Origin of the sequence: Tautonia rosea (genome assembly GCF_012958305.1) — a bacterium.
Classification (GTDB): domain Bacteria; phylum Planctomycetota; class Planctomycetia; order Isosphaerales; family Isosphaeraceae; genus Tautonia; species Tautonia rosea.
In genome coordinates, this window is the sequence record NZ_JABBYO010000014.1 from 37529 (window position 1) to 55425 (window position 17897).

15 protein-coding genes and 1 pseudogene are annotated in these 17897 nt (G+C 57.0%); 7 read left to right on the forward strand and 9 right to left on the reverse strand.

Going from position 1 to position 17897, the window contains the following annotated elements; all coding sequences use genetic code 11:
* Positions 1 to 81 precede the first annotated feature (81 nt).
* A complete protein-coding gene (locus tag HG800_RS21115) occupies positions 82 to 1155 on the forward strand; it encodes a glycosyltransferase family 9 protein (protein WP_169979203.1) in 1074 nt (357 codons plus the stop codon).
* Positions 1156 to 1169: 14 nt separating this feature from the next.
* Here HG800_RS21115 and HG800_RS21120 read toward each other — a convergent pair whose 3' ends face one another.
* From HG800_RS21120 to HG800_RS21145, 6 genes are all read right to left on the reverse strand, one after another.
* Positions 1170 to 1955, reverse strand: a complete 786-nt coding sequence (locus HG800_RS21120) for an endonuclease/exonuclease/phosphatase family protein (protein WP_169979205.1) — start codon at positions 1953 to 1955, stop codon at positions 1170 to 1172.
* Positions 1936 to 2514 (reverse strand): CDP-alcohol phosphatidyltransferase family protein, encoded by a 579-nt coding sequence (locus HG800_RS21125; RefSeq protein ID WP_169979207.1) that lies wholly within the window; start codon positions 2512 to 2514, stop codon positions 1936 to 1938. The genes HG800_RS21120 and HG800_RS21125 overlap by 20 nt, the downstream gene beginning before the upstream one ends.
* Positions 2511 to 2972: a hypothetical protein gene (locus HG800_RS21130; protein WP_169979209.1), complete on the reverse strand. Its 462-nt coding sequence runs from the start codon at positions 2970 to 2972 to the stop codon at positions 2511 to 2513. Before HG800_RS21130 ends, HG800_RS21125 begins: the two co-directional genes overlap by 4 nt.
* 566 nt (positions 2973 to 3538) lie before the next feature.
* A complete protein-coding gene (locus tag HG800_RS21135) occupies positions 3539 to 4354 on the reverse strand; it encodes an NYN domain-containing protein (protein WP_152050540.1) in 816 nt (271 codons plus the stop codon).
* A gap of 173 nt (positions 4355 to 4527) precedes the next feature.
* Positions 4528 to 4821, reverse strand: coding sequence for an RNA recognition motif domain-containing protein (locus HG800_RS21140; protein WP_169979211.1), 294 nt, complete (start codon positions 4819 to 4821; stop codon positions 4528 to 4530).
* 196 nt (positions 4822 to 5017) lie between these two features.
* A complete protein-coding gene (locus HG800_RS21145; RefSeq protein ID WP_169979213.1) occupies positions 5018 to 5785 on the reverse strand; it encodes an FKBP-type peptidyl-prolyl cis-trans isomerase in 768 nt (255 codons plus the stop codon).
* A gap of 394 nt (positions 5786 to 6179) precedes the next feature.
* On the opposite strand from HG800_RS21145, the gene HG800_RS21150 reads away from it, so the two are divergent.
* From HG800_RS21150 to HG800_RS27610, 6 genes and pseudogenes are all read left to right on the forward strand, one after another.
* Complete coding sequence (locus HG800_RS21150) at positions 6180 to 7103, forward strand: serine/threonine protein kinase (protein WP_169979215.1); 924 nt, start codon at positions 6180 to 6182, stop codon at positions 7101 to 7103.
* A 506-nt stretch (positions 7104 to 7609) separates the two neighbouring features.
* On the forward strand, positions 7610 to 8440 hold the full coding sequence (locus tag HG800_RS21155) for a 3-keto-disaccharide hydrolase (protein ID WP_235963858.1): 831 nt from the start codon (positions 7610 to 7612) through the stop codon (positions 8438 to 8440).
* A 117-nt stretch (positions 8441 to 8557) separates the two neighbouring features.
* Positions 8558 to 10150: a HEAT repeat domain-containing protein gene (locus tag HG800_RS21160; RefSeq protein ID WP_169979217.1), complete on the forward strand. Its 1593-nt coding sequence runs from the start codon at positions 8558 to 8560 to the stop codon at positions 10148 to 10150.
* A gap of 21 nt (positions 10151 to 10171) precedes the next feature.
* Entirely contained in the window at positions 10172 to 11131 is a 960-nt protein-coding gene (locus tag HG800_RS21165; protein ID WP_235963859.1) for a hypothetical protein, read from the forward strand.
* A gap of 78 nt (positions 11132 to 11209) precedes the next feature.
* A pseudogene (locus HG800_RS28495) lies at positions 11210 to 11458 on the forward strand (FHA domain-containing protein); the annotation flags it as partial.
* Between the two features lie 393 nt (positions 11459 to 11851).
* Positions 11852 to 14737, forward strand: coding sequence for an outer membrane protein assembly factor BamB family protein (locus HG800_RS27610; RefSeq protein WP_220487822.1), 2886 nt, complete (start codon positions 11852 to 11854; stop codon positions 14735 to 14737).
* 96 nt (positions 14738 to 14833) lie between these two features.
* Here the strand turns inward: HG800_RS27610 and atpC are convergent, their stop codons facing one another.
* The 3 genes from atpC to atpG form a co-directional block, all read right to left on the reverse strand.
* The gene (gene atpC, locus HG800_RS21175; RefSeq protein ID WP_169979221.1) at positions 14834 to 15310 is read right to left on the reverse strand and encodes an ATP synthase F1 subunit epsilon; all 477 of its coding nucleotides are present in this window, start codon (positions 15308 to 15310) and stop codon (positions 14834 to 14836) included.
* Positions 15311 to 15444: 134 nt separating this feature from the next.
* A complete protein-coding gene (gene atpD, locus HG800_RS21180) occupies positions 15445 to 16887 on the reverse strand; it encodes a F0F1 ATP synthase subunit beta (protein WP_169979223.1) in 1443 nt (480 codons plus the stop codon).
* Positions 16888 to 16971: 84 nt separating this feature from the next.
* Positions 16972 to 17883 carry an ATP synthase F1 subunit gamma gene (atpG, locus tag HG800_RS21185; RefSeq protein WP_169979225.1) on the reverse strand — a complete coding sequence of 304 codons (912 nt, stop codon included), beginning with the start codon at positions 17881 to 17883 and terminating at the stop codon, positions 16972 to 16974.
* Positions 17884 to 17897 lie beyond the last annotated feature (14 nt).

Sequence of the window (17897 nt, forward strand, 5' to 3'; positions counted from 1 at the left end):
GGCTCCGATTCGCATAGGCGGGGATCACTCTCTTCGTTAGCATAGCGGCCCCGATCGTTCAGGGGGAGGGAGAGTCGGATCATGCCAGCCGCTCCGTCAATTGACGAACTGCGAAATCTGTCTCCTCGTCGCGTCTGCTTGATCAAACCGAGTGCCCTGGGAGACGTCATCCACGCGCTTCCTGTGCTGGCGACTCTTCGGGATCGATGGCCCTCGGCCCATTTTTCCTGGGTGATCAATCGAGGACTGGTCGGACTGGTTGAGGGGAATCCGGCGCTGGATGACGTGATCCCGTTCGATCGGGCCAGAGCCGGCCTCGGCCCTCGGGGGCTCGCGACTACCTCGCGGTTGTTCGTTGATCTCCGCCGTCGGGGCTTTGACGTAACGATTGACCTTCAGGGGCTTTTTCGGTCCGGCCTGATGACGTTTGCGACCGCAGCCCCGGTCAGGATCGGTCGGGCCGATGCTCGCGAAGGTGCATCGGTCTTCTACACACACCAAGTGGCCTCCGATGCTACCCATGCGGTCGATCGACTCCTCGACGTCGCGCTTGCCCTTGGTGCGGAACGCGTCTTGCCTCGGTTCAATCTGGCAATTCGAGAAGAAGATCGTCAGTGGGCAGAGACGGCGCTGGCCGGAGTGCCGAGGCCTTTGCTCGTGCTCAATCCGGGTGCTCGTTGGCTGACCAAACGGTGGCCTCCCAGGCATTTCGCCGAGGTGGCCCGTCGGGCCGTGGCTCGGTTCGGTGTGGGACTCGTGGTCGTCGGGGCTGCTGAAGACCGACCTCTGTCCACATCGATTCGCCGAGAACTCGAACCCCTGGGAATCCCTGTTCGAGATCTAACCGGGCAAACCTCACTCATGGGTCTGGCCGCGGTGATGGCAAAGGCGGACCTTGTTCTTTCAAACGATACAGGGCCACTCCATCTGGCCGTTGCTTCGGGGGCTCGGGTCATCGCGATCTTTACGTGTACTGATCCGGCCAAGACGGGTCCTTATGGTCCCGGAGCCCAGGTAGTCCGCACGGGTGTCTGGTGTGCGGCGAGTTGTGTGCGACGATGTGATCGCATGGAATGTATGACCGAGCTTTCCCCGGATCGCGTTTGGCAGGTTGTCTCGCGAACCCTGATTGAAGAACGTCGTGAGGTTGCTTGATCCCGATTTCTCCATCAGGCGGGCTTCGAATCCGGGTGTCGACGCTGCGATTGTGCCCGAATCTCTCCCATCATCACATCGGTCCGATGTCGGACTCGGAAATCCAGAACTAGTGGGAGATGATCTGACGCTCGCCTGGCGAGAGGAGATCGGACAACCTCGGCGTGGGTGACATCAACCTTCGAACAGCAAAAGACCTTGTCGAGCGCACTCATGGCCAGATACGCCGGAAACGACCGAAACCGATGAAGCGGCTCGGTGATTTGCCTCATGCCGTGCCGGGCGAAGGGACCATGGGCCAGGGTGTTGCGCCAGTCGTTAAAATCACCCACGATCATGGTTGGCAAATGGGCCGACTCCTGGAAGCAATGATGTTCCAGAAGATAACTCGCCTGCCATTGTCTCGTACTCTCGTGCAAGCCAAGATGCCAGTTGACCAGATGAAGCGGGCCATGGGGCGAGTCGACCACCACCAATTGAGCCCCTCGTTTCTTTCGATTCAAATAGCGTAAACAAACGTCGTGGGCTCGATGGATGGGCCATCGAGAAAGCACAAGGTTCCCATAAGAACCGATCCGAAATCGGTGGTTCGTCTGGTAGGTCGACGCATATCCGTGGAACGAGGCCGCCAGGAGGGATTGTTGATCTTCTCCACCGGCTCGGGGGATCCCTTCGGCAACTTCTTGCAAACAAATGAGGTCGGGTTGCTCCTGGGCGATTACCGCAACGATCCGGTCAAGGTCGTAGCGGCGGTCTCTCCCACCGATCCCCTTGTGGATGTTATAAGTCAGCAGTCGCATCGTCAGGAACGGCGCTGCGCGCCGCACTCTCGGGCCTTTTCCAATGAGGGTTCCTGAGATAATCGATCCCCGCAGCCACGCTGATCACTCCAGTGATCAGCAGCAGGGGGATCGGGACCGATTGATGGTACACCACCCAGAGGAGAAACGCGAACTGAAACGCCGTTGTAGCCTTCCCCAGGATGTGCGGAGGCATACGACGGATCGCTTCCGAACCGATCCGGATCATGGCCACGATAACCCCGAACCCGACGGCCAGGTCACGCGCCGCAACAAAGAGCAAAGCTGGAAGAGAAAGCGTTTGCTCAACGAGGAGCGTCAGCAATACGACTCCCACAAACACTTTATCGGCGATTGGGTCGAGAATTTGTCCGAACGTGCTCGCGGTGTGGAAGAACCGACTGAATGCCCCGTCGAACGCATCGCTCAACGCGGCAAGGATCAAAATCAACGGCCGCCAGGCCGGGTTGACCAGAGGAAACGCCACTGCGAGGCCAAACCGAGCAAAGGTTAGCACGTTCGGAAGGATCAGGCTTGCAGTGACTTCGTGTCGGCTCACCTTGACTCCTCGACTGGGGAAGATGCTTCTCTCCGAGGCTTGCGCCTTCGACGAAGACGGTTCCAAACGCGGGCTCGTCGAATCTGTTTCTTCAGGCCGAACAGATGAAGCTGCGATTGAACCCGTTCGGCTTCCTTGCGATCAGAGAGAATTGGGCCATCCAGGAGCTCGGACTCCTCGAAAGTCAGGGGGATTCGAGTCTTCGAGACTCGAATCAAACTGTAGAGGACCATCGCGTGGGCCACCACCCGATAGCTCACCCAGTAACCGATCACGTTCGGCCCAGGGATCATGGCCAACAGAATCGAAGGGACCAGGATCAGGAGATAGAGGACGAACCAGATCATTCGGCGCTGAAATCGGCTCTCGAGATACCCGGTCCAGTAATACTCGAGATCCTTGAACGAGAGCGTGGTTGGGTGAACGAACACGATGGCATCGGCGTATCTGAGGGACATCAAGAGTCGCTCATCCGCGGGAAGCCTCGACTTGAGCCAAGCGACTGACGATTGAAGCTGCTCGGGCAATTGATGTTCCAGGCGTCGAACACGTTCAATCCACCGGCCAATCCGAGCTCGAAAGCCGGTTGGTCTTATGGATTCGCCATGGCTTAACCGCTCATCTGCGATCGATTCCTCGATCGAAGGCTCGTAATAAAAGATCGGTCGACGTCCCTCGCGTGGAATAACCAGAATCCGCAGCGATCGTTCGGCAGAGATGATCATGGAATTCCAGAAAACCGCCCGGGGATCCTGACTCGTACTCGAAACACTCAATCGATACTCAATCATCGCGGGCCGGAACGTCGATCGCCCCAATGCCGATCCGCTCTGGACGTTGAACTGGGGCATTACGTTCGCCTGAAGGGCTCGACTCCACTGTCCTTATTATTGAAGGGACCATGAACCAGAGAGTCATCGCTTGGACAGTGACATGGGAATCACCGTGTTCGGCAGTTGAGAGCGCAAGGAAGATACTCTCTTCCTCGATGATTAGGATCGGAGGAAGCCGAGCCTGAGAAGGATCATCGTTTGGAAGGACGTGCCCTGCCGTTAAGAATCGCTTTTCGGTCACCGTACCGCGTGACCACATACGTGCCACTTTTCGGGCTTCGTTCGATATCGACGATCGCTGCGTTGTCAGCATCTTCGAGCAGGTGCGTGAACGACCTGTAGCCGTAATACCCTTCGTCGAATGATGGTTTCTTTCGCCGCATCGTTTCCTTGATCAACGACGCGTAAAGTACCTCTGTATTCTCGCGAGTCAGGGCATTACAGGCTTCGATCAAGAGTGCGAAGACTTCCCGCTTCTTCTCAGGAATGGAGGAGTCGAGTTGCTCGACTGCTTCGCGTTCATCTTTCTCGATGCGTTCCAGATCTTCGTAGTAGATAAACTCGTCGCAATTGTCTCGAAGGAGTTCCGAGGTCGACCCCTTCATGCCGAGACCAATGACATGTTTGTCATTTTCCTTGAGTTTTGAGACGAGAGGAGAGAAGTCCGAATCTCCTGAAACAATCACAAAAGTGTCAATATGAGATTTGCTCCACGCCAAATCCATGGCGTCGACCACAAGGCGAATATCGGCAGAGTTTTTTCCGGTCTGGCTCCGTCGTGGGATCTCGATTAACTCGATCGCGGCCTCGTGAAACGGTGCGGTATACGCCTGATAGCGACTCCAGTCGCAATAGGCTTTTTTCACGATAATCTTGCCCTTTTCGACCAGCCGTTCGAGCACCTTATGGATGTCGAAGCGAGGCTTTTTCTGGTTCTCGAACCCCAGAGCAAGGTTTTCCAGGTCGATAAAGACGGCTAGGGTGCGACCTTCGTTCGAAGCGTTCATGACACGTGAGGGGCAGGTGTCGAGACAGCAGAAAATGGTGTGAGAGCGCCGGGCGAATCCGGTTCAATCATTCCAAGCATACGTCGAGGAGTGATCCAAGGCAATTGACCGCCCACGGCCCCGCCAACGGTCCGGCAGAGTGAACCGGACCGTGGAGGGACGGTTCAGGCGACTCAGCGGCGAGCGGAGGCAGACCAGCCACCGGCATAAAGATCACGCACGGAGCGTCGAGGGCGAGATTCGTTGACCGAGAGGGCCCGTCCGTCAATATCCTTCCCATCCAGGGCGGCAATCGCCGATCGGGCCTGATCGTCGTCGGGCATATCAACCAGCCCGAAACCACGGGAGCGGCCGGTGCGCATTTTCGTTTGGACCTCGGCCCACCCGACAGTACCGAATGGCTCGAACATGGTACGCAATTCTTCGGTCGTTACCGAATAGTTCAGATTTCCGACGTAGATCCTCATTTTCGAAGGATTTCCTTTCGCAGCAAGGTTTCGAGAGAAACGGACTTCGGAAAGAGCAACCCTGGATGTTGGCCCAGGGTTGCATGATCAACTTGGAAGAGAATCCAGGACTGCGCAATCGCTGCTGGATCGTCCATCGATCAAGAATGGTGAGATTAGCGGAGTTCGTTGATGAGCGCAGGAGAGGGAAAGCCGGTTATTCTCCAGAAATTCCCAGGAGTTCGATCTCGAAGATCAAGGTCGCGTTCGGGGGAATCGGTCCTCCAGGAGTTCCAAACTCTCCGTATGCCAGCTCGGGAGGGATGACGACCCTCCACTTGTCACCGACGTTCATCAGCTGAAGGGCTTGCTTCCAGCCCTCGATAAACTCGGCAACCGGGAAGGTCATCGGACTTTTTCCCTCTGTCGAGTCGAAGACAGAGCCGTCAAGCAGGCTGCCTTTGTAGTGAATCGTTACCGTGTCGGACAACGTTGGAGAAGCGCCTTCTCCAGCCTTGAGTTCCTCCACAAGTAACCCGGAATTGGTCGACCTGACCCCTTCCTTTTTGGCAAATTCTGCTCGGTAAGCATCGCCGGCAGTCTTGTTTTCTGCCGCCTTTTCCTTGTTCTGTTCCAGCATCGCCTTCTCGGCTTCAGCCTGCCTGGCGAGAAGCTGTTGCTCGAACTCTTCCATGACCTGAGCCAGTTGCTCGTCGGTCAAGAGGGGCTGAGCATCGTTTAAGCCATCAACAATACCTCGGGCCACCAGTCGGGCGTCGAGCTGAAACTGCTCGGACTGCATCTTCAGGGTCCGGCCAATATTCAAACCGAAGCCGTAGCTCGCCTTTGAGTTCAGATCGGAGAGCTCTGCATTGGCAGGGGCGGGTTGGGCGGCCGGTTGCTGCGCCGGCTGGTCTTGCTCGGCGGAGTTCGTCGGACCAAATGCGATCAGAGCGCCGAGCGCGATGACCATCAGGTCGCTCATCAAGCCTCCTTTGAAGGACGAAAGGGGGAGCATTGGGGTGGGACCGAACGAAGAGAGTCTGGCGATGACAGGCATCGCTGCGACCTCATTCTAACGGAGGGGACCCCTTCCCGATAACCCAGGATCGTCCCAAGAGGGAAGGATCGACCAATTCAGGCGGGTGGCCGGGACGCGCCGGACGGATGATCGTGAGTCACCAAGCCCCTTTCGATTCCGTAGAATGACTTTAGAAATGGATTATGGTGAGTGGCCATGCGCGGACCGTTTTTTCAGAAAGGTCCCCGTTTCCCAGTCCCTCCTGCGGCGATACGATCAATTCTCAGGATCTTTGAGTTGATCTCAACCCGATCGGCCTTAGGTTCTGGCCGACCCGAATTCGGGAGACAAGGGTACGATGTTCGGAAAGCTATTCGGATCGAAGGAATCGAAGAAAGCCCCCGAACTTCCCGGGAAGGTCAAGGCCGCCCCGGTCCCGAAGATGAAGCGGGTGAATCTGGCGCGCCGGTTCACGATCCTCGCCGAAACGAGCCAGGGAAGCATGTCCCATGTCTCTCGGGCCATGGACAACGAACAACAGCGTTCCGTTTGCTTGAAGGTCCAAAATAGCGTCAAGACTGCTGAAGCCCTAGCCCGAGCCTCCCGAGAAGGACGCCCACCTGAAGGACTCATCGGTTCTAGAATCCGTCACAAAAATGTGGTCTTAACCTTCGACTATGGATTGTCAACCAAGAAAGAGCACTGGCTTTCGATGGAGTTTGTCGAGGGGGTAAGCCTCTCGGAAATTCGGAAAATTGGGGCTCGGGATCTGAGCAACAAGGTCGGACTGTTAATTCAGTCGGCAGATGGCCTGGAAGCGGTCCACCAGGCAGGATTTATCCATCACGATTTCGGGCCGAAAAACGTACTTGTGAACCGTGAGAATGTGGTCAAAATTATCGACTTTGGCCTCGCAGTCCCCGATGAACCTCATTTTCACCGCCCCGGAAACCGTACTGGAACGCTCCAGTACATGGCTCCGGAGTTGATCCGGCGCGAAGCGACCGATCGTCGAATTGACATTTTTTCGTTCGGCGTGATGGCATTCGAATTGTTCGCAAATCGGCTCCCTTACGAAATGGCCAGTGATCAGATGGCCATGATCCGAGCCCGGATGAATGCAGATCCTCTCCGCCTCGCCGACGTTGCTCCCGAGCTTCCTGCCGGGCTTACTGCGGTGGTCGACCGTTGCCTCGCTCGCCGCAAAGACGATCGCTATGCAACCATGGCCCAAGTTGCAAACGACCTCAGGGCACTCGCAATTGCTCCGAGCGAGGATTGAACCCCACCTCCCCAAAGGATCTAAATCTACAATCGACGAGCGGCCGGCCGGTCACCGCGAGACCGGCAGCGACTTGCGTCAGATTCACGGCGCTGTCAGACTTTTCGAAAGACGAATGAACGGATTGGTCGATGAGCTCAATCCCAGACAATCTCGGTATCCTCTCCCGGTTGGAAGCGCGGTGATGATCGAAGTTCCCAGGGTCCGACCCGGCAGTGTAAGTGTGAACGTGGAGGAACCATTCCCTCGCATCGTTGCCTTCTTCCGGAACTCGTCCCAGGGAAACCTGGCGATTCAACGACTCATCGGTCTGGGGATTCCTTCGGATCGGCTCGGCGTCACTCCTCCCGATCAAGTCGAGGGTCACCAGGGCATGCTGCTTTCCATTCCTTGTCCTGATTCAATCCCCGTTGATCGCATTGAATCGCTTTGCCGAACTCTTGGTGCCGAGCTTCATCGCCAACGCCCCTGACAATCCCCTCCCATATTCTTGATCGAGCACCCCGATGATCTCCTCAACATTCCTTGGCGTGGCCATGATGGTCACGGCTCTGATCGCCCTCCCGACCCAGGATCGCGATGAAATCCCCGACTTTGCTCGCAATCGCCCCGAGGTTCGCTCGGGTGATCCCGTTCTTCAGTTCAATGGTCGAGACCTCTCCGGGTTCTACACCTACCTGAAAGAGAACGGATACGAGGATCCCAAAAAGGTGTTCACGGTGTCGGATGGGTTGCTCCGTATCTCCGGGGAAGAGTACGGAGGCGTGATCACCAACGACGAATTTGAGAACTATCATTTGATCATCGAGTGGCGATGGGGACCGAAAACCTTCCCTCCTCGGGTCGACCGGTCGCGCGATTCCGGACTGCTCCTTCATTGCGTTGGTGAAGACGGAGCCGCTGGTTCCGGCTGGATGGAGTCAATCGAATGCCAGATCATTGAAGGAGGATGTGGCGATTTCATTATGGTCGGAGGAGCGAAGCAACCAAGTCTGACATGCGTTGTCCGGGAAGGAGAGGGAAATCAACTCTATTACGATCCCGTCAACGGAACCCCCGTGACCCGTAACTCAGGACGCTATAACTGGTGGGGACGCGACCCAGAATGGAAAGACGTGATTAATGTCCGAGGCCCTCGAGACGTTGAGAGCCCCGTGGGAGAATGGAATACCATGGAAGTGATATGTGATGGCGACACCATCATTAACATCGTCAATGGCTACGTTGTCAACGTTGGTACCAACGCGAGTCTGACACGAGGAAAAATCCTCCTCCAGTCTGAAGGGGCCGAACTGCATTGCCGACGCTTTGAGGTTCGACCCATTCTGAAGGACTGAACTGAAGACGGAAAATCGAGTCGCCGGCCTTTTCTCCGTCCGGCGGCTCTCGAATCATTCAGCAGTTCATGAGTGTTCCGACTCGATGTTCCCTCGATCCACTTTGTCCGGGGCATCATGCGTGGTCTAGCTCGAATCCTTTTTGTCTCCCTGACGATCCTCTCCGCGCTTCTGATGCACTCGCGTCCCGCGGCGGCTCAGAATGCATCGATTTCGAGGGGGATCGAATTTCTCAGATCTCGCGGCCCCTCGGTGACTCCGGGGGAGTCCGCCCTGGCTGCCCTGGCGATGCTCAAAGCTGGCGTCCCAGCCAATGACCCGGCGCTGGTGCAAACCATCCAGAATGCATTGAGTGCCTCGACGACCGAAGGGTATCGACCGGCCCGATCCGGAGGGGCCGACATCTATGAAACTGGCATCGCCTGCATGATGTTGGTCAATCTCGATCCGGTCGTCTATCGTCCCTTGATCCAGTCCGCAGCCTCGTACCTTATGTCCAAGCAAAAAAGCAATGGGGCCTGGGACTACGACGGAAGGGCAGGAGACACGGGCGACTGCTCAATCTCTCAGTATGCGATTCTCGGACTCTGGGAAGCAGAAAATGCCGGCATCCGAATTCCTCCCAGTGTCTGGGAACGCGCGGCTCGCTGGTACATGTCGGTCCAGCGGGGTGGTGGTTGGAACTACCACCCCGACGCTCCCAGCCAGCCGACCGTTTCGATGACGGCTGCGGGTACAGGCAGCCTGTTGATCTGCAAGATGCAACTTGCTCCGTATCGAAAACGTCGAGAACGCACGGTCAGTCCCTTACTCACCCCGCTTGTCCCAGAAACCGACCAGGCTGATTATCGAGTTGGGCTGTCCGACGCCCAGCTCGACCAGGCGATCGGTCAAGGGATTGCCTGGCTCGCTCGCAACTACCGTCCTGGACAAACCAACCTCTTCGGACTCTCAACGTACTACGGTCTATATGGCTGTGAACGTGTTGGTGGACTGGGAAATCTCACTCAATTTGGTTCTGTCGATTGGTTCCAGATCGGTGCTCAATACATCACGTCGAACCAGGGGGGCGATGGCAGCTGGAACGCAATGTTCGAATCCGTTCCCAATACCTCCTGGGCGATTCTGTTTTTGACTCGGGCAACGGAGAAGACCCTTGAACGGATTCAAGTCGAGCGTCTCGGTTCGGGGACGTTGCTCGGTGGTCGGGGGCTCCCTGAGAACCTGGAAAATCTGACCGTGGCACAAGGTCGGGTCGTCGTACGACCCATGAATGGGGCGATCGAGGAAATGCTCTCGATTCTGGAAGATCCCCGGGCCGACGAGGGAGAATCGGCTCTTGCCGGGCTGATCGATCGTTACTTTACCAGTGGTCCCCTCGCCCTGAAACCATACCAAGACCGTTTTCGTGTGCTGCTGGTCGAGGGGAGTCCCTCACAGCGGCTCACGGCCGCCTGGGCATTGGCACGCACCGGGGATCTCAGCGTCGCGCCTGACCTGATTCGAGCGGTTGAGGATCCCAACAACGAGGTTGCCGCAACTGCCGACTATGGGCTTCGATTAATCAGTCGGACCATTGATGGCAACGGACTTCCCTCAGGGGTCGATGCCGATCAAAAACGGGCCGCCGCTGCCGAGTGGCGGCGCTGGTATGACTCGGTTCGACCGGCCGATCAGGTCGGTCGCGTCAACGCTTCCGGTCGCAATTGACCCCGCGAGGGGATCACTTCCATGACGGTCAACACAGTGCCCGCTTCTCCCACTTCCGCCCCCGATCCAAAGGAAAAGGCTCGGCTGCTTGAGCCTCAAATCCAGGGCGAAACCGATTACGACCGGGTGACTTCGCTGCTCATGGCGATCATTATGAGCACGGTGATCATCGTTGGCTGGCTTGCCTTGATCTATCTGACAAATCGTTCTTACGCCCGCAGCGTACCGGCTCAGATCGAGATCATTGAGGTTTACGGCGGCGGTGGTGGACGACTCGACGGTGAAGAAAATTCCACCGAACAGATCGACGTGCCGGAGGCGTCTCTCTCGGCCTTTGCCTCGAACGCGGAACTCTCACCTGCAGACTTTGAAGAACCATCACTCGAACAAGTTCCCTCCGCGATGGTCGATGCCCTGGCTAATCAGCAGTTCGCCGACCTGGCCGAAGAAATGCCTGAAGGAGGAGCCCTCGCCACTGGGATTCGTGCCTCAAAGCTTGGCACCGGAGCCGCCGCCTATGGGCTTGGTGCAGGAGATGGCGGCGTTCCTCGAGAGCAGCGCTGGAGCATCATTTACAACCCTGGTCAGACCCTCGATGAGTATGCTCGTCTGCTCGATTTTTTTGGAGTCGAGATGGCAACCGTACTCGACAACCAGATGCATTACGTATCGAACTTTACCAAGCCTCGGCCCGATGTCCGGATTGCGAATCGGGGGAACGACGATCGCCTGTATTTCCTCTGGCAAGGTGGAGGACGTCGACAGTCGGATATCGAACTGTTACGGAAAGCAGGCATTGAGGTCGGTCAACGAGGTGCGATTTTTCAGTTCTTTCCGGCCCAGGTTGAGCAGATTCTCTCTCGACTGGAACAACAATATAAGGGTTTGCAACCGCTCGAAATTCGAACGACCAAGTTCAGCGTCATTCCAACCGGCAACCGTTTTGCCTTCGAAGTAATCGATCAGCAACCACTCAACTGATTCCGCCTCGATCGACTCGGTCCTTCCCTGGGTCTGGATCTTTTTCTTCTTCCCTCTCCAACCCCTCGGACGCCTCGCATGGCAACGCTGGAGATTCACGACGGCAAGGGCCGTGTCGAATACCTGACAATTTCTCCAAATCATCAGGTTCTGATTGGTTCGGACCCCAAGTGCGACATCGTGATTGACGATGCAGAGGCAATGCCGTTTCACGGGCGACTCCGATGGAAGACTGACCGCTATAAGGTGGAGGCAACTCCCGAAGCCAGAACGCTTGAGGTCGACGGAAAAAAGGTTGTCTCCTCCAGCTTTCGCCAAGGCAGTGAACTGCGGATCGGTAAGGCGCGGATCTTTCTGATTACCCCGGACGACGGACCTGCTCAGTTCGAAAAAACTCGCGTTCAGGCTCGTCCCGGTGCTGCCCTGGCAGGAGGATGGGCAGGACAGATGGGACCAATGGCGGGTGAAGTCGAACCTCCTTCTCTCGACTCTGCACTCGACGATGTTGAAGAGATCCTTGAACAGCCTACTTCGACCCAAAGCCGAGGCTCCTCTCGAAGGGAGCGATCCCGGCCGAAGCGCTCTTCAATGAAGACGGTCGAGTCGTCTGCTTCGATTGCAAAGTCTCACCCTTCCGCGACCAGCTCCCTCCTCCTTGCTCCCGTTCGATGGATGAAGTCGGTCGTTTTCGGCAAGGATCAAGCTCCGGGAGAGGAGCGAGTGCTCTCTTCTCCGGTGGTCCTCATCCTGGTCCTTACTCTGGTCATTCTCGTTTCACTCGGGTTCGGCCTCTTTGGGATCATCCGAGAGATGGCCGCTGATCGTGCCTTCGCCAAGGCCAGAGAAAGCTTCGAAAACGCCGAATATCGGAACGCAATTGAGCGATTTGACCTCTACGTCGAGAACTATCCCCGTCATGCCCACGTCTCTGAGGCGCGAGTCCTAAGCGCCTTGTCCGAGGTCCGGCAATTCACCACGGGGAGTAATCCCGCATGGGCGAATGCCCTGGCCGCTGCGGAGTCGATGTACCAGAACCTCAGGGAAGAACCTGCCTATCCCAACGTGAAAGCGGACCTCGCCGGAGCGGTCCTGGATGTGACGAACGGTCTGCTCGATCGAGCCCAACGACTTGCCGATGCTCAGGCCCTTCACCTCGCCGAGAACGCCGTTGCACTCCACGATCGCATCGGGGGTTCCGCAGCCATGCTGGCCCGAGAACGCACGAAGGTGCCAACCCGATTGGAGGAGGCTCGTGCCTCGGTTCTCAAGGCCAAGGCTCGTGAAACCGCCCTTGCTTCGATGGACGCAGCCCTCGGCGCTGGTGACCCGGATGCGACCTACTCCGCCCGAGATACACTGGTCACGCAATATTCCGATCTGGCCGACGATCCCGAAGTCATCTCACGACTCCGATCTGCTAATGAACTAATCCGTTCCAGAATCTCGGTTGACCTTACCCGGGTGAGTGCGTCCGATGATCCCCGACCCGACCCACTCGGCCCTCCCACCTCTCTCGTCCTTCGCTCCTCGATGGAACCAGCGGGGAAATCCCCTTCACTCGTTTATGCCCTGGCTGATGGTTTCGCCTACGCGCTCGATGCCGCGAATGGTGCGCCCATCTGGCATGTCGCTGTAGGCCTCGATTGCCCGTTTCCCCCGGTTCCGATTCCCGGCGCGGGCGGAGATGTTCTCGTGTTTGATCCTCGAGAGAACGATCTGGTTCGCCTCTCGGGCAGTGATGGTCGACTTGTTTGGCGTCAGAATCTGGGCGAATCGGTGGTCGACCCTCCGTTGATCCTCGGAAATCAGCTGGCACAGCCGACCGTGGGCGGTCGCTTGATGCTGATGAATCTTGTCAATGGCGATCGACAGGCCGCGGTTGATCTGGGGCGAAAACTTTCCAAAACTCCCGTCGCGGATGAGCTGGGTCGTCACTATTACGTCCTGGCGGACGCGGCGGTTGCCTTCGTGATCCAGCGTGATCCCGTCGAGTGCGTTGCCGTCGAGTACGTTGGTCACGAGCCCGGCTCTGCGGCGTGCCCACCCGCTCGATTGGGGAACTACTTGCTCGTTTCGGAAAACCGTCGCCCCGAATCGGGACGCTGGTCGCTTTTCCAAATCGAATCCGAGGGAACCCGACTCCGTCTCCGTCAGCGAGTCCCGCATGTTGGGTGGACCTGGGATACTCCGGCATCCTCCGGTCAGGTTATCTGGGCCGTTAGTGATCGAGGAAGCATTGATGCGTACGCGATCGGGCCCTACGAAGAGGAAAACCCGCTTCGCTTGATTGCTCGGATCGAGCCTGAAGGATCGAGACTTGGTCCTACATTTACCTATGCTCGGACGGACCGAGAACTCTGGGTCGCCTCAGCCCGATCTGCCCGCTATGACCTGGAGCCCCAGGAAGCAAAACTCTCGACGGTCTGGACACTCTCTCAGGCAGGAGCAGCGGTCGCTCCTCCCCAGATTCGCGACAGGCAGATGATCTTAACTCAGGCACCCGATCGAGGACGCGGAGCGACGCTCTGGTCCGTCGACCCACTCGATGGAAGAGTTGCCTGGAGAACGGTTCTCGGGACTCCCTGGCCTACTCCTCCGGAACCCTCTCCCGGTCGTCGAGAACTTGCCTCGCTTTCCGGAGATGGAAGCCGTCTGCTGATTCCGCTCGAAGACCTTCAGTCTGGGGGGTTTGTCGTCGAGCCAATCCCCAGACCCGGTGACCGCCGACTTCCTGTGGGGCAACTCCAACGGATGGATGTCGGGCAGGCGACTTTGATCCTCCCGTCGCCTGATACGGATCATCTCTTGATTCGGGAGCAAGACGGGCCTGATCTGACCCGAGTCACGCTTCCTTCCCCTCTCAGCGCTCGTCCCTTGGCCTGGGAGAACGACCTACTAGTACCCGGCATTGATGGTCGAGTTTATTTGATCGAGCCTACGACGGGAGGCCCCGTGGCTGACCCGCTCTTACCGACCTTCACTGGAGATGGCCCGATCTCATGGCTTGACCCGGTGCCAATCGGAATCGATGCCATTGCCCTCGCTGACCGAGAGGGAGTGGTGCGACGTGTGATCAAGGACGATGGCGATCGTCCTCGACTGGCAATTGAAGCCGAAGTAACGCTCGGTCAACCTCTTGTCGCTCCCCCTGGGTCCACCGGGGACACGGTCATCCTTGCCACCGCCGACGGCTGGATTCGAGCACTCGCCTCTCGAGACCTCAGTCCGGCAGGTGCCTGGGAGCTTGACGCTCCCGTCGCGCTTGGGCCCTATACAGACCTCGATTCCGGAACGGTTTTCGTTGCAGACGCCTCCGGCAAGGTCATCGCGTTCGGTCTCGGTGGAGAGCGTCTTTGGACCATTGATTTGGAGGGAGATACCTTATCAGGCGCTCCCATCATCGAGGGCGAAGATGTCTGGCTCTTGACGCTTGGGGGAACGCTGCACCTTCGATCTCGAACCGACGGAATGCCACTGAATCGGTTCGAACTGACACCTTTGCCTGCAAGCGGACCAAGACCGATTGATCATTCGATGGTCATTCCCTCCTCGCCAGGAACTCTCCGATTGCTCCGCTCCTCAGATAATCAGGATGCGGCGAATTGATCGGTTTGAAAGGTCGGCGCAAAAAAAGTCACCCTCAGAATTGAGGGTGACCTGCAGAGTTGCGTTGCGCGGCGAAGCAATCTTATCTTGATCGATTTAACTTTTTGAGGTCTCTGCCAGACGAATGAGGGCCCTGGCTCGTCCCTCGGCTCGAGCCTTGTCAGCCAGATCGAGTGACGAGGTGGCTTTCCTCGATTTCGCCGAATCAAGCTCTTGATGAGCAACGTTCAGGTCGATTTTCTCAACCGGCATGGCACGAGAAGTAAGAATGGTGACCACATCGTCGCGAACCTGAGCAAATCCACCGTCCACAAAGTAACGACGTTCCAAGGTCCCTGTCCGCAGACGCAGCGCCCCAAATCCGAGACGACCGATCAGCGGAGTGCGACCTGGCAAGACTCCGAGTTCCCCATCAAACAGGGGGAGTGCAACAAACTCGGCAACATCGTCGAGAACAGTTGCCTCGGGAGTCACTACCAAACAGCGAACACCGTGATGTTCCTTTTTCACCGGATTGCCCGGAGGAGTATCAAACGGTTCCTGGGGTTCGATCAGGGCCGCAGTCGTGGACATGGCCACTCAAGTCTCCCGATTCAGGCTCGCTGCAATGAAGATCGGAGCGTGGGTCAACGGATCAGTTCACGAATGTTCCGTGCGACGATCGGGGAATCGAGTTCAAGAATCGAATCCCCGAGACAGGGCAACACTTAGCGAGCCATCCGGTTCGCCTGTTCCTCGGCTTCTTCGATCGCACCAACATAGAGGAAAGCGCTCTCGGGCAGATGATCCCACTTGCCGTCGCACAATTCCTTGAAGCTGCGAATCGTGTCAGCAAGAGGCGTATATTTGCCAGCTTTACCGGTGAACACCTCTGCAACGAAGAACGGTTGCGAGAGGAACCGTTCGATCCGTCGAGCACGATGAACAATGACTTTATCTTCCTCGGAGAGTTCGTCGATGCCGAGAATCGCGATAATATCACGAAGTTCTCGGTAGCGCTGAAGGATCGATTGGACCCGTCGGGAAACCTCGTAGTGTTCGACACCGATGAACTGCGGGTCGAGAATTCGGCTTGTTGAGCCAAGCGGATCGACTGCCGGATAAATTCCCTTCTCCGAAATCGAACGGGCCAGCACGATAAAGGCGTCAAGGAAGCCGAAGGTCGTGGCTGGAGCCGGGTCCGTCAAGTCGTCGGCCGGGACATAAACAGCTTGAACCGAGGTAATCGCCCCCTTCGTGGTCGAAGTAATCCGTTCCTGCAAGGCTCCCATTTCGGTGGCCAGGGTCGGTTGGTAGCCGACATTCGACGGCATCCGACCTAGCAAGGCCGACACCTCGGAACCCGCCTGGCTGAATCGGAAGATATTGTCGACGAACAATAGCGTCTCGGCTCCTGTCGCGTCTCGGAACCATTCCGCGTTGGTCAAGGCGGACAACGCGACGCGGAGTCGGGCGCCGGGGGGCTCGTTCATCTGCCCAAAGAACATCACGGTGCTGTCAATGACCGATTTGGCATCGTCGCCAGTACCGGTTTTTGTCTCCTGCATTTCGAGCCAAAGGTCGTTGCCTTCGCGGGTTCGTTCACCTACCCCGGCAAAAACCGCATAGCCGCTGTGGACCTTTGCGATTCGAGCAATAAGCTCCTGCAGAATCACCGTCTTGCCTAAGCCTGCACCGCCGAACAAACCGATCTTGCCACCCCGCACAAACGGAGTCAGCAAATCAATGACCTTGATTCCGGTTTCAAAGACTTCGGTCTTCGGGGAAAGTTGATCAAACGACGGAGCGGGTCGGTGAATCGGCCACTGTTCCTTTGCCGGGACCGGGCCTCGACCATCGATCGGTTCACCCAGCAAGTTAAACACTCGGCCAAGCGTTTCCGTCCCGACAGGAACACTCACAGGTGCTCCTGTATCAATGACGTCCATGCCCCGGACCAGACCATCGGTACTTCCGAGGGCAACACAACGCACACGGTTGCCACCGAGGTGTTGCTGAACCTCGCCAGTCAGGTTCACCGAGACGCCCTTCACCTCGGTCTGAACTTTCAGGGCAGAGTAAATCTCAGGCAGATAGCCCTCATCAAACTCAGCGTCGAAAGTTGAGCCAATAACCTGTGTGATCCGTCCGGTTGCGGTGGCGGTGGCCATGGGAAGATACCCTTGGATTCAAAAGCGTGGGGGGAGTGTTCAATCGTGTATCCAGCGAGGCTGACGGTATGTGAATCAAACCGATCAACCAAGCGCTGCGGCACCACCGATGATCTCAGACAACTCTCGTGTAATCTGCGATTGCCGGGCACGGTTATATTGACGAGTCAGTGTCTTGACCATCTCGTCGGCGTTTTCTGTGGCGCCCCGCATTGCGATCATGCGCATAATCTGTTCACTGACGGCGGCATCGAGGAAACACTTGAAGAGTCTGACCTTGAACGATGCCGGAACAATCTCCTCAAGAATGCTTTCCGGTTCCGGCAGAAATTCGTAAGGCGTTCGAGCTCGGGTGAGGGCTCCATTGGGACCCTGTCGAGGGTGACGACTAAGATCCTCACTCGCACGATCCACAGTCATAGGAAGCAGCGTTTCGCTCACTGGGTTCTGGCGAGAGGCTGAAACGAATTTTGTGTAGACAACCTCAAATCGGTCGATTTCGCCCCGAAGAAACATCCCGAGATAGCGGTTTGCCAAAATCTCCACTTCATCAAACTGAGGACGATCCTCAAATTGCGTGTAGGTTGTGTCAACCGCGATTCGGCGAAAGCGGAGGAAGCTGATACCTCGTTTCCCTGATACTTCGAGCAGTGGAGTCGTGCCTGTTCCTTGAAACTCTTCGTAATTTCGGGTCGCAAGGCGAAGCACATTGCCATTATAGCTGCCCGCTAGCCCGCGATTGCTAGTCAAGACGAGCATGCCAACTCGACGAACAGGATCGCGTTGTTCCAGCAAGGGATGAGTCACCTGAGTGGATGACGTCTCACTCAGATCACTGACAATCTCGGCAATCTTCCGGGTGTACGATTCAGCCTCCGTTGCACGGTCCAAGGCTTTTCGAAAGCGGGCCGTGGCGATCAACTCCATCGTCCGCGTAATTTTCTTGATATTCTGGACCGACTTGCGGCGTTTGATGATCGCTCGGGCCTTGGCCATGATCAGGAAAGTCT

What these genes read in the sequence shown, in the direction of transcription:
- HG800_RS21115 (WP_169979203.1), top strand. Translation starts at nt 82, where the DNA reads ATGCCAGCCGCTCCGTCAATTGACGAACTGCGAAATCTGTCTCCTCGT.
- HG800_RS21120 (WP_169979205.1), bottom strand. Translation starts at nt 1,955, where the DNA reads ATGCGACTGCTGACTTATAACATCCACAAGGGGATCGGTGGGAGAGAC.
- HG800_RS21130 (WP_169979209.1), bottom strand. Translation starts at nt 2,972, where the DNA reads ATGTCCCTCAGATACGCCGATGCCATCGTGTTCGTTCACCCAACCACG.
- HG800_RS21135 (WP_152050540.1), bottom strand. Translation starts at nt 4,354, where the DNA reads ATGAACGCTTCGAACGAAGGTCGCACCCTAGCCGTCTTTATCGACCTG.
- HG800_RS21140 (WP_169979211.1), bottom strand. Translation starts at nt 4,821, where the DNA reads ATGAGGATCTACGTCGGAAATCTGAACTATTCGGTAACGACCGAAGAA.
- HG800_RS21145 (WP_169979213.1), bottom strand. Translation starts at nt 5,785, where the DNA reads ATGAGCGACCTGATGGTCATCGCGCTCGGCGCTCTGATCGCATTTGGT.
- HG800_RS21150 (WP_169979215.1), top strand. Translation starts at nt 6,180, where the DNA reads ATGTTCGGAAAGCTATTCGGATCGAAGGAATCGAAGAAAGCCCCCGAA.
- HG800_RS21155 (WP_235963858.1), top strand. Translation starts at nt 7,610, where the DNA reads ATGATCTCCTCAACATTCCTTGGCGTGGCCATGATGGTCACGGCTCTG.
- HG800_RS21160 (WP_169979217.1), top strand. Translation starts at nt 8,558, where the DNA reads ATGCGTGGTCTAGCTCGAATCCTTTTTGTCTCCCTGACGATCCTCTCC.
- HG800_RS21165 (WP_235963859.1), top strand. Translation starts at nt 10,172, where the DNA reads ATGACGGTCAACACAGTGCCCGCTTCTCCCACTTCCGCCCCCGATCCA.
- atpC (WP_169979221.1), bottom strand. Translation starts at nt 15,310, where the DNA reads ATGTCCACGACTGCGGCCCTGATCGAACCCCAGGAACCGTTTGATACT.
- atpD (WP_169979223.1), bottom strand. Translation starts at nt 16,887, where the DNA reads ATGGCCACCGCCACCGCAACCGGACGGATCACACAGGTTATTGGCTCA.
- atpG (WP_169979225.1), bottom strand. Translation starts at nt 17,883, where the DNA reads ATGGCCAAGGCCCGAGCGATCATCAAACGCCGCAAGTCGGTCCAGAAT.